11 protein-coding genes are annotated in these 10,329 nt (G+C 70.9%); 6 read left to right on the forward strand and 5 right to left on the reverse strand.

Going from position 1 to position 10,329, the window contains the following annotated elements:
- Nucleotides 1-20: 20 nt before the first annotated feature.
- From AB0883_RS20290 to AB0883_RS20300, 3 genes are all read right to left on the reverse strand, one after another.
- Nucleotides 21-959 (reverse strand): DUF4328 domain-containing protein, encoded by a 939-nt coding sequence (locus AB0883_RS20290; RefSeq protein ID WP_366642728.1) that lies wholly within the window; start codon nt 957-959, stop codon nt 21-23.
- An 899-nt stretch (nt 960-1,858) separates the two neighbouring features.
- The gene (locus AB0883_RS20295) at nt 1,859-2,134 is read right to left on the reverse strand and encodes a hypothetical protein (RefSeq protein ID WP_358082131.1); all 276 of its coding nucleotides are present in this window, start codon (nt 2,132-2,134) and stop codon (nt 1,859-1,861) included.
- Nucleotides 2,135-2,181: 47 nt separating this feature from the next.
- Nucleotides 2,182-2,613: a hypothetical protein gene (locus tag AB0883_RS20300; RefSeq protein ID WP_366642729.1), complete on the reverse strand. Its 432-nt coding sequence runs from the start codon at nt 2,611-2,613 to the stop codon at nt 2,182-2,184.
- A gap of 215 nt (nt 2,614-2,828) precedes the next feature.
- Between AB0883_RS20300 and AB0883_RS20305 the strand changes: the two genes are divergently transcribed.
- Nucleotides 2,829-3,266, forward strand: a complete 438-nt coding sequence (locus AB0883_RS20305) for a hypothetical protein (protein ID WP_366642730.1) — start codon at nt 2,829-2,831, stop codon at nt 3,264-3,266.
- Between the two features lie 77 nt (nt 3,267-3,343).
- Here AB0883_RS20305 and AB0883_RS20310 read toward each other — a convergent pair whose 3' ends face one another.
- The gene (locus tag AB0883_RS20310; RefSeq protein WP_366642731.1) at nt 3,344-3,922 is read right to left on the reverse strand and encodes a DsbA family protein; all 579 of its coding nucleotides are present in this window, start codon (nt 3,920-3,922) and stop codon (nt 3,344-3,346) included.
- Nucleotides 3,923-4,155: 233 nt separating this feature from the next.
- On the opposite strand from AB0883_RS20310, the gene AB0883_RS20315 reads away from it, so the two are divergent.
- Genes AB0883_RS20315 through ugpC form a run of 4 tightly spaced genes read left to right on the forward strand, consistent with a single transcriptional unit; the run spans nt 4,156 to nt 8,540 of the window.
- Nucleotides 4,156-5,445, forward strand: coding sequence for an ABC transporter substrate-binding protein (locus AB0883_RS20315; RefSeq protein WP_366642732.1), 1,290 nt, complete (start codon nt 4,156-4,158; stop codon nt 5,443-5,445).
- A 46-nt stretch (nt 5,446-5,491) separates the two neighbouring features.
- Nucleotides 5,492-6,490, forward strand: a complete 999-nt coding sequence (locus AB0883_RS20320; RefSeq protein ID WP_366642733.1) for a sugar ABC transporter permease — start codon at nt 5,492-5,494, stop codon at nt 6,488-6,490.
- Between the two features lies 1 nt (nt 6,491).
- Nucleotides 6,492-7,325, forward strand: coding sequence for a carbohydrate ABC transporter permease (locus tag AB0883_RS20325; protein WP_366642734.1), 834 nt, complete (start codon nt 6,492-6,494; stop codon nt 7,323-7,325).
- A 9-nt stretch (nt 7,326-7,334) separates the two neighbouring features.
- Complete coding sequence (gene ugpC / locus AB0883_RS20330; protein WP_366642735.1) at nt 7,335-8,540, forward strand: sn-glycerol-3-phosphate ABC transporter ATP-binding protein UgpC; 1,206 nt, start codon at nt 7,335-7,337, stop codon at nt 8,538-8,540.
- A gap of 60 nt (nt 8,541-8,600) precedes the next feature.
- Here ugpC and AB0883_RS20335 read toward each other — a convergent pair whose 3' ends face one another.
- A complete protein-coding gene (locus AB0883_RS20335; RefSeq protein WP_366642736.1) occupies nt 8,601-9,335 on the reverse strand; it encodes a YsnF/AvaK domain-containing protein in 735 nt (244 codons plus the stop codon).
- Between the two features lie 368 nt (nt 9,336-9,703).
- Between AB0883_RS20335 and AB0883_RS20340 the strand changes: the two genes are divergently transcribed.
- Complete coding sequence (locus AB0883_RS20340; RefSeq protein WP_366642737.1) at nt 9,704-10,183, forward strand: hypothetical protein; 480 nt, start codon at nt 9,704-9,706, stop codon at nt 10,181-10,183.
- The last annotated feature ends 146 nt before the right edge of the window (nt 10,184-10,329 follow it).

The following is a 10,329-nucleotide window of genomic DNA, read 5'->3' on the forward strand; positions in this document are numbered from 1 at the left end:
CGCGTTGCGGCCCGGTTGCGTCATGCCCCGGTCGTGCCACCCACCACCGGCGGGGCCGGTGGCGGCGCTGAAGCCGGACCTGGCGCGACCGGCAGGTCGGGAATCGAGCCTGCCGGGTCCACCGGGTACGCCGACGCGCTCCGGGGCGGCGGGTAGGGCGCACCCGCCACGATCCCGCCCGGGTGCCCCGGCCAGAGCGGAGCCGCCTTCGCGATCCGGCTCTCCTGGGCCGCGGAGATCCGGCGGATCAGCACGACGAACGAGGCGCCGGCAACCAGGCAGGCGACTGTGGGGATGAGCCGGGGGCCGAGCGCGTCCTGATAGAAGCGGACGTACGTGGCGAACTCCGTCTCGCTGCGGGGCCACTCGGTCAGCCGGCCGTACCGCTGTTCCTCGAGACGAGCGACAATCCGGTCCCCGACGCTGAACACCAGCCAGGCCGTCCACCAGAGCCCGACCAGTGCCGGCGTGGTGCGACGCCAGAGGCTGTCCCGGGCCACGTTGGCCACTACCCGCGCGGGCACGACGAGGTTGGCGAACGGGACCAGCCACCCGGCGATGGCCCAGGCCGGGCTCAGCGTCGGCAGGGCTCCTGGAAACGCCTCCAGGTTCTTCCGCACCCGCCACGTCCAGATGATCACCAGCACCGCGGCGGTCAGGATCGCCAGCACGTGGAGCAGGGTGAGCAGCACCTCGGCGGCCGCCGCGCCCAGCAGCAGATCCCGGTCACTCCGCTCAGCGGCCGCGCGGGCCATCCGTACGCCGAGCACGGGGAACAGCCCGCTCGGCACGTACAGCAGGCTCGCCGCGCCGACCGCGATCCCGGCGGCCGTGCCCAGGCTCCGGACCCGGTAGGTCGGCACTCCCGGAGCGATCGCCGGCTGGCCGAGCGGGGTGCCGCAGCGCTGGCACTCGTTGAAGGCCGGAGACGTGGCGTCCCCGCAGGTCTGGCATGCCATGGGTGACCGTCCAGGAAGGCGGTTGGAGGTGACGGGCGCAGAGTAGACGATCACGCGATCAACGGTGACTCGCAGCCCTCTTCATTGACCTTCCTGTGGTCGCCCGGCAGGGAACGGATCGTGTACGTGGCGCGAAAGCGCGTCAGCTCGCCGGAGAGCAGCTTCGGAGCGATACCCTTCGCACACCGAGTCCCCTGGCCACCACGAACGCCAATCGTCGCTCGGCCACCCGTCCAGGCGGCAGGAAACTGGTCGCCCCGACGGGAAACAGCGTCGATCCGCGGGGCCGTGTTACGTCGACATGCCGCTTTTCCACCTTGACATCAATCACGGCCGGTCGGCCCCGGTTCGTCCTTGTCCGGCCCACGGACGCGCGCCTAACCTGATCCGGCGCTCACGGCTCTTCGGGGTGAGGCGGGGGCGCGCCGAAGTCCGGTAGGTGGGCACCATGGAGCTGAGTGCAGGCGGCAGGCCCGTCGTGTTGAGCCCGGCGTGGGCGGCGTGCCGCGCCCGCGCGCTCATCCGGCGACGCCCGCTACCACGCCGGACGGCTGGGGGCAGGATCGGGGAGTTGCGGCCCCGGTCCTGACCGCCCGGGCAATCGTCTCCACCCGGCGGGAGCTGCTGGACTACGAGGACCTGTCGGTGCGGGCCCGCCTGGACATCGCCGCCGTCCGGGCCGACGACGAGGCGGCGCGGTCGGCTCCTCGCTCTGCTCGGCGCGAGACCCGACGCCGCGGGTCGACCCGCGAGCCGCCTGAGGGGGTGCGCCCGGGGGGCGTGCGGCCCCGGCCAGGGCCCAGAACATGCCAGCGTGCGCGTCACCTCGGTGGACGGGTCCGGAGCTGACACGTCGACCGCGTCGGCCCAGGAGCCGGCGAGGTCGGATGTCGCGTGGCTCAGGAGACCTCGCCGCGCACGATCGCCACCGCCACCCGGCAGAACTCGTCCATGTCCGGGTTGAAGCCGGCGGCGATGTCGGGGTGCAGCCCCGAGCGCGTCTCGTCGAGCAGCCGCTGGCAGATCTGCTCCACCGGCTCGCCGGCGTAGCTGGCGCTGATCCGCTCCGTGGCGGCCTGCAGCGCCGAGGTCAGCTGGTCCTCCAGCGGGCCCTGCAGCTTCTGCTGCACGGGATCGAGCCCGCGAGGGTCCAGCGTGACATGTGGCTCCGACATCGGCGCTCCCTTCGTCGGCGTCCGCGGTACCCCACCGCGGCCGTCGGTCAAACCACGTGCGGTACGGCGGCGACCCGGACCTGGTACGAGAAGTCCTCCGCCGGCTTCTCCGCGTACGACAGTCGCCGGATCTGCCGGTCGTCGTCGTAGAGGGCGACGTCCACCAGGACGCCGAGGTGCGCCAGGCCGATGCTGGTCACCCGCTTCTTGTCCTGGAGCACCGCGCACACCCCGCCGAGCAGGGTGCTGGCGTCGGAGGTGCGGTGCCCCGGCGGGCAGCGCAGCACGAGGTCCACCTCGATCGGCCCGGACAGCGGGGTCCAGCCGGTGCGCTGGGCCGCGGCGCAGGCCGCATCGAGCAGGGCGCGGACCCTCGTCGCCTGCCGGTGCCCGGCGGCGAAGACGGACAGCGCCTCGGTCTTGACCGGTGGCAGGCCGCTCACCTCGAACGTCAGGGCGAGAGCGCGGGTGTCCTGCACGACGGCACCTCCTCGTTGGGACCGATCCTGCCCAACCTGCCCGACGCCGAAGAGAGATTCCCACAACAAACCCACCGATAGGGGCAACCACCCCCCGCCCCGGCCCTCCCGCCCCCGCCCCCGTCGATCATGAGGTTGGCCGCGACGAAACGGACGAGGCGCGACGCCAACCTCATGATCGACGACGCGAGAGCCGATCTTGTTACCGTGTGGTCGTGGCGGATGGGACGGCTGGCTGGGGGATGAAGGTGCTGCTCTGGGCCGGGCTTCCGTTCCTCGCCCTCCTCGGGCTGTCCCTCGCCGTGCCCGACGTCGCCGCCGCCTGGCGGGCGAAGTCCGGTGGCGGCACGGCGGGCACCTTCATCGCACTGCGCGAGGAGTGCAGCCGCAACTGCGTCTGGCACGGCGACTTCGTCCCCGACGGGGGCGGGACGCCGCGTCACGACGTCATCGTCTACGACGGGCCGGACAGGTTGACCTCGGGCGCCACCGTGGCGGCCCGCGACACCGGCGCCCGCAGGGGTGTCTTCGCCGCCCGGGGCGGCGACACCTGGCTGATCTTCTCCGGGCTCGCGGTGGCCGGCGCGCTCGCCGCGATCGGCTGGGTGGTCATGCTGGTACGCGCGATGCTCAACCGGCGCCGGGTCGGGTGATGACAGGGCGAGCCGCTCACCCCCCGGGCCGGGCGGGCGAGCAGCCCGGGAGGAACCAGAAAGGTGGCGGTCGCGGGTCAGTGGCGGGCGCGCTTGACCTCGTGGAACGCGGGCATCCGGATCAGGGGTAGCAGGGAGTCCCAGATCGTCAGGGCGTCGTCGGTGCCGGGGACCTCGGTCAGGATCGGGCCGTGGATGCCCCGCTCGGCGCCCGGGACCATGAGCACCGGCGCGCCGATGTCCGGGCCGGCCGAGGCGTACGCCAGGGCGTGCGACTCGCGTACCGCCTGGTCCCAGCGGTCGTCGTCGAGAGCCGGCGCGGCGGCACCCAGGCCCGCCGCCTCGACGGCCGCGTCCACGATCTTCGCCGACAGCGGGTTGCCCGCGTCGTGGCTGCGGGCGCCGATCTCGGCGTAGAACCGGGCGGCGTCGTCGTGGCGGCCCTCGGCGCGCAGCGCCTCCACCAACCGCAGCGCGCGGCTGGAGGCGGTCATGGCGTCGGCGTACTCCGGCGGCACCCGCCCCGAGTTCAGGATGGCCAGGCTGAACGCCCGCCACTCGATGTGCAGGCCCCGGGCGTCGGCGACCGCGACGAGCCAGCGGGAGGTGCGCCAGGTCCACGGGCAGGCGGGGTCGAGGAAGAAGGTGGCGTCCATCGGCCGAGCCTACGGGCGGCCGGGTCGATCCGCACGGCGGTGATCCGCGCCACACCCCGTGATGTCGGCGCCGTCCCGCCAGCGTCAGGTTTCGCAACTTCGCAGGTCGGGCAGTGTTGGGGCCACGAAACGTCCGGGACGACGGAACCGCTGGTCAGACGGCCCGGACGGCTCGCCGTGCGCCGGGGCGCGGAGCCTCACCCCGGCCTTTGGCCGACACGAGGGGAGGGGTGATGAGCGACCCTGACAAGGCCCGACGCCGACGGCGGCCACGCGTGCGCGCGGTGGCTGCCGCCGCGGCGTTGACGCTGGTGGCGCCGATGGCGGCCGCCTGCGGTTCCGGCGGGGACGGCGGTACGCCCACGATCAACCTGTACTACCCGCCGGAGCAGAACCTGCAGAAGGTCGTCGACGACTGCAACGCGCAGGCCCAGGGGCGCTACAAGATCGTCTACCGGGTGCTGCCCCGGCAGGCCGACGACCAGCGGGTGCAGATGGTCCGCCGGCTGGCGGCGCAGGACAGCGGGATGGACGTCCTCGGCCTCGACGTCACCTGGACCCAGGAGTTCGCCAGCGCCGACTGGATCAGGGAGTGGACCGGGCAGGACCGGGCGGAGGTCGAGCAGGGCACCCTCGCCGGCCCGCTGGAGACCGCCCGCTACGAGGACAAGCTCTACGGCGCGCCGAAGAACACCAACGTCCAGCTGCTCTGGTACCGCAAGGACCTGGTGCCGCAGCCGCCGAAGACGTGGGACCAGATGATCTCCACCGCCCAGCAGCTGAAGCAGCAGGGCAAGCCGTACCAGGTGCTCACCATGGGCGCCCAGTACGAGGGCCTCGTGGTCCTCTACAACACCCTCGCCGAGAGCGCCGGCGGCAAGATCCTCAGCGACGACGGCAAGCAGGCCGTGATGGACGCGGGCACCGTCCGGGCGCTGGAGCAGCTCCAGCGCTTCGCCACGTCGGGCGTGACGTCGCCGTCGTTCAGCAACGCCACCGAGGACCCGGTCCGGCTGGAGTTCCAGGCCGGCGACGGCGCGTTCCAGGTCAACTGGCCGTTCGTCTACCCGGCGATGCAGGAGGCCAACCCGGAGCTGGCCAAGCAGGTCGGCTGGGCCCGGATCCCGGGCGTCGACGAGAACACGCCGAGCAAGGTCACCATCGGCGGGATCAACATGGCGGTCAGCGCCTACTCGAAGCACCCCGAGGAGTCCTTCGAGGCGGCCCGCTGCATCCGCAACGAGAAGAACCAGAAGTTCTCCGCCGTCAACGACGGCGTGCCGCCGACCATCGAGAAGGTCTACGACGACCCGGAGATGGCCGAGGCGTACCCGATGCGGGACACCATCCTCGAAGAGCTCAAGGAGCCGGCGGTCCGGCCGCTGACCCCGGCGTACCAGAGCATCTCCACCGTCATGTCGGCGATCCTGTCGCCGCCGTCGGCGATCCGGCCCGAGCAGACCGCCGACGAGCTGCGCGACGCCATCGCCGACGCCCTCGAATCGAAGGGGGTCCTGCCGTGATCGAGCGCATCCGGCGACTCGACGCCGACCGCCCGGAGGTGGCGGCATGAGCGTCAACGCCACGCCGGCGGGCGCCGACGTGGCCGCCGACGAGACGGCCACCCGGCCCGGCCGGGACGCCAGGGTGCCGGCCCAGCGCGCCGGCCGGGGCCGCAAGGCCCCGCTGAGCGAGAACAAGAAGGCCGAGCGCCGGCTGGGCTGGCTGCTCTGCGCGCCCGCCGCGCTGGTCATGGTGCTGGTGACCGCGTACCCGATCATCTACTCGGTCTGGCTGTCCTTGCAGCGCTACGACCTGCGCTTCCCCGCCGAACGCGAGTTCGTGGGGCTGGAGAACTACGCCACCGTGCTGACCAACGAGTTCTGGTGGACGGCGTTCGGCGTCACCGCGCTGATCACGGTGGTCACCGTCGCCGTCGAACTGGTGCTCGGCATGGGACTGGCGCTGATCATGCACCGTACGCTGGTCGGCCGGGGCATCGTGCGGACCGCCGCGCTGATCCCGTACGGCATCGTCACGGTCGTGGCCGCCTTCTCCTGGCGGTACGCGTGGACGCCGGGCACGGGCTACCTGGCCAACCTGTTCAGCGACGGCGCGCCGCTGACCGAGCGGGCCAGCTCGCTGGCGATCATCATGCTGGCCGAGATCTGGAAGACCACGCCGTTCATGGCGCTGCTGCTCATGGCCGGCCTCGCCCTGGTGCCGGAGGACCTGCTCAAGGCTGCCTCCACCGACGGCGCCACCTCCTGGCAGCGGTTCACGAAGGTGATGCTGCCGGTGATGAAGCCGGCGATCCTGGTCGCGCTGCTGTTCCGCACCCTGGACGCGTTCCGGGTGTTCGACAACATCTTCGTGCTGACCGCGGGCGGCAACGAGACCTCGTCGGTGTCGATGCTCGCCTACAACAACCTGATCCGGGGCCTGAACCTCGGCATCGGATCGACGATGTCGGTGCTGATCTTCCTCACCGTGGCGATCATCGCCTTCGTCTTCGTGAAGCTGTTCGGTACCGCTGCCCCCGGCAGCGACGACGGGGAGAGGCGTTGAGATGGCTGACACCACCACCCGGGCCAAGCTGCGCTGGGGCCTGCTGGACGCCATCGTGGTCGTCTTCGCGCTGGTGCCGGTGCTCTGGATCATGTCGCTGTCGTTCAAGACGCCGGCGACCCTGACCGACGGGAATTTCATCCCGCAGGAGTGGACGCTGGACAACTACCGGACGATCTTCCAGACCGACCAGTTCGTCCGGGCCCTGGTCAACTCGATCGGCATCGCGCTGATCGCCACCGTGATCGCCGTGGTGCTCGGCGCCATGGCCGCGTACGCGATCTCCCGGCTGGACTTCCCCGGCAAGCGCCTGCTGGTCGGGGTGTCCCTGCTGATCGCGATGTTCCCGCAGGTGTCCCTGGTGTCGCCGCTGTTCGAGATCGAGCGGCAGCTCGGCCTCTTCGACACCTGGCCCGGCCTGATCCTGCCGTACATCACCTTCGCGCTGCCGCTGGCGATCTACACGCTGTCGGCGTTCTTCAAGCAGATCCCGTGGGACCTGGAGAAGGCGGCGAAGATGGACGGCGCGACGCAGGCCCAGGCGTTCCGGCGGGTCATCGCCCCGCTGGCCGCGCCGGGGCTGTTCACCACGGCGATCCTGGTCTTCATCTTCTGCTGGAACGACTTCCTCTTCGCCATCACGCTGACCTCCACCGAGCGGGCGCGCACGGTGCCGGTGGCGCTGTCGTTCTTCACCGGCGAGTCGCAGTTCGAGGACCCGACCGGGGCGATCTGCGCCGCCGCCGTGGTGATCACCGTTCCGATCATCCTGTTCGTCCTCTTCTTCCAGCGCCGCATCGTCTCCGGCCTGACCTCCGGCGCAGTCAAGGGATAGGTGGTACTCATGGCTGACATCGTGCTCGACAAGGTGAGCAAGAAGTTCCCGGACGGGACCGTCGCGGTGGCCGACGTCGACCTGGAGATCGCCGACGGCGAGTTCGTCATCCTGGTCGGCCCGTCCGGCTGCGGGAAGTCCACCACCCTCAACATGATCGCGGGCCTGGAGGACATCAGCTCCGGCGAGCTGCGCATCGGCGGCCAGCGGGTCAACGACAAGGCCCCCCGCGACCGCGACATCGCGATGGTGTTCCAGTCCTACGCCCTCTACCCGAACATGACCGTCCGGGAGAACATGGCGTTCCCGCTGCGGCTGGCGAAGCTGGACAAGGAGACGATCAACCAGAAGGTCGAGGAGGCGGCCAAGGTCCTGGAGCTGTCCGCCCTGCTGGACCGCAAGCCGGCCAACCTCTCCGGCGGCCAGCGTCAGCGGGTCGCGATGGGCCGCGCGATCGTCCGGCAGCCCAAGGCGTTCCTGATGGACGAGCCGCTGTCCAACCTGGACGCCAAGCTGCGGGTGCAGATGCGCACCGTCGTGTCGCGCCTGCAGAAGAAGCTGGGCACCACCACCGTCTACGTGACCCACGACCAGACCGAGGCGATGACCCTCGGCGACCGCGTGGTGATCATGCGAGGCGGCGCGGTGCAGCAGGTCGGCCCGCCGCAGGAGCTGTACGACCACCCGCGCAACCTCTTCGTCGCCGGCTTCATCGGCTCGCCGTCGATGAACTTCCTGCACGCCGCCGTCGAGGACGGCAAGCTGCGTACGGCGCTGGGCGACGTGCCGATCGGCGAGCGGATCCGCCGCGAGCTGGAGAGTGCGGACGCCCCGCGCGAGCTGATCCTCGGCATCCGACCGGAGCACTTCGAGGACGCCGCGCTGGTCGACGACGACACCCGCCGCCGGGGCACGGAGTTCGAGGCGCCGGTCGACATCGTCGAGTCCATGGGCTCCGACAAGTACGTCTACTTCAGCGTCGAGGGGGAGCGGGCCAGCGCCGCCGAACTGGAGGAACTGGCGGCCGACGCGGGCGCCGACTTCAGCGGCGGGGGGACCAGCCTGGTGACCCGGCTGTCGGCCGAGTCCCCGGTCGAGGAGGGGCAGACCCGGCGCGTCTGGTTCAACCTGGAGAAGATCCACCTGTTCGACCCGTCCAACGGGCGCAACCTGACGCTGCACGAGGGACGGGCAGCCGGCGCGCTCGCCGACTGACGTACGCCGCGACGGGCGGGTGGGTCGAACCGACCCACCCGCCCGCTGCCGTGCCAGCGGTCAGCGGCGTCGCCGGCTGCGCTCCGGGATGTCCGCGTCCACCCGCTCCCGACGGATCTGGTCGTCGATGGGCTGCTCCTCGACGACCTCCTCCTTGGCCAGGTGGACCCGCTCGACGGGCACCGTCTCCTTGGCGACCACCGGCCGCTCGGCCCGCAGGGTCATCTCCTGCTCGGCCTCGCCGATGTCGGCGCGCATGCCACGCGCGTCGCGGGCGGCGATGGGCTCCCGCTCCACGCGCACCTCGTCGTGCTCGACGGGCACGGTGGCGTGCACGTCCTCGGTGACCACGTACTTGCGCAGTCGCGCGGCACCGGCGGGCTGGCTCTCCGTGCCGACCCGCAGCCGTTCCTCGGACCGGATCAGGTCCTCGCCCGCTGCCGGCGCCCGTCCTCGACCAGCCGTCGGCGGAGCCTGCGGCGTCAGGCGGTAGTGGGCGTAGAGCTGCTCGATCTGATCCGTGTCCAGCGGCTGGTCGGTGCCGGCGTCCACGGCCGGGGCGTTCTTCACGGTGGACTTGTCGTAGTCGACCGCGAGACCGCTGTCGGTGATCCGGGCCTTCTCCAGCGGAGCCATCGACTCCTTGTGGCCCATCAGGCCGGTCTTCACACTGACCCAGGTCGGCTCACCGGCGGCGTCGGCCCAGATCTGGCCCACGCTTCCGATCTTCGACCCCGAGCGGTCCTTGACGTCCTGCCCGTACAGCGAGTTGGCCTGCTGTTCGTTGAGCCTCATGGTCGTCATTCCTCCCTCTCGGTTCACGGCCCGGATACCCGGCCGGCCGGCCCGGATTCGTCGACGGCACGGCGAATAGGAGCAGCGCCGGCAGCCGCAGGTCACGCAGGGACCGGTGGGGCCGCTGTGACGGTTGTGGCAGGGCACGATCCGCCGGGTCACGGCGGTTCCGGCCCGTACCGACATCGACGTGCCCCCCACGTAATGGCGGCCTGTGGCACGATGGCGGCCGATGTGAGCGGTGACGTCGAGTGTGGCGGTACCGCGCCTTTCCTGCCGCCGAGTCGGGTGGCAGGGACAACGGGGAACGGGGTGCAATGTCAGTGAACGTTCGGTCGTGGAAGGCGGCTCTCGCCGGTGGTGGAGCGGTGCTCCTTGCCAGCGCGGCGGCGGTCGTCGCGGGACAGCTTCCATCGGCGGCGGAGGACACGCCGCCTGGTATCGAAGAGGACTACAGCTACCCGGCTGCCGAGAAGGTGTTGGCGGAAAAGGGTATCAAGCTCATCAAGGGTGACGGCCACCTGACGCTCACCGATTGTGGGCCGACGCCGAACACTCCGCCCAACGACCTGATTCTCGTCCAGAGCAGTGACCTCACCCTGCCGGCCGGCCGGAACTTCTGCTTCCGTCCGAAGGGGACCTCGGGCTATCTGACCATGGAGATCCCGAAGGTCTACTTCGTCCGGGGGGACAACACCAACACGGTGTCCGCCAAGCTCGAGGTCAAGGACGACCCGACGGTGGTCGAGGTCGAGCAGGTCGACCCGGGCGAGTGGCAGCCGGTCGGCGAGGGACAGTCGCGCGGCGAGGCCACCGTCCTCGAGTTGCGGTTCCCCTTCACCTCCTGATCTGTCACCCGAGTCACCGGTGCACGGACGTGCACCGGTAACTCTCGTGTCCGCATGATGTGCGCCGCCGACCGCGGCGTTATTCGTCGTGCCCACCTGTGGGAGTTCCGGCTTTGTTTTCGGGGCAGTTCGATTCTGTGTGGTCG

Source organism: Micromonospora sp. NPDC047812 (genome assembly GCF_040704175.1).
Classification (GTDB): domain Bacteria; phylum Actinomycetota; class Actinomycetes; order Mycobacteriales; family Micromonosporaceae; genus Micromonospora.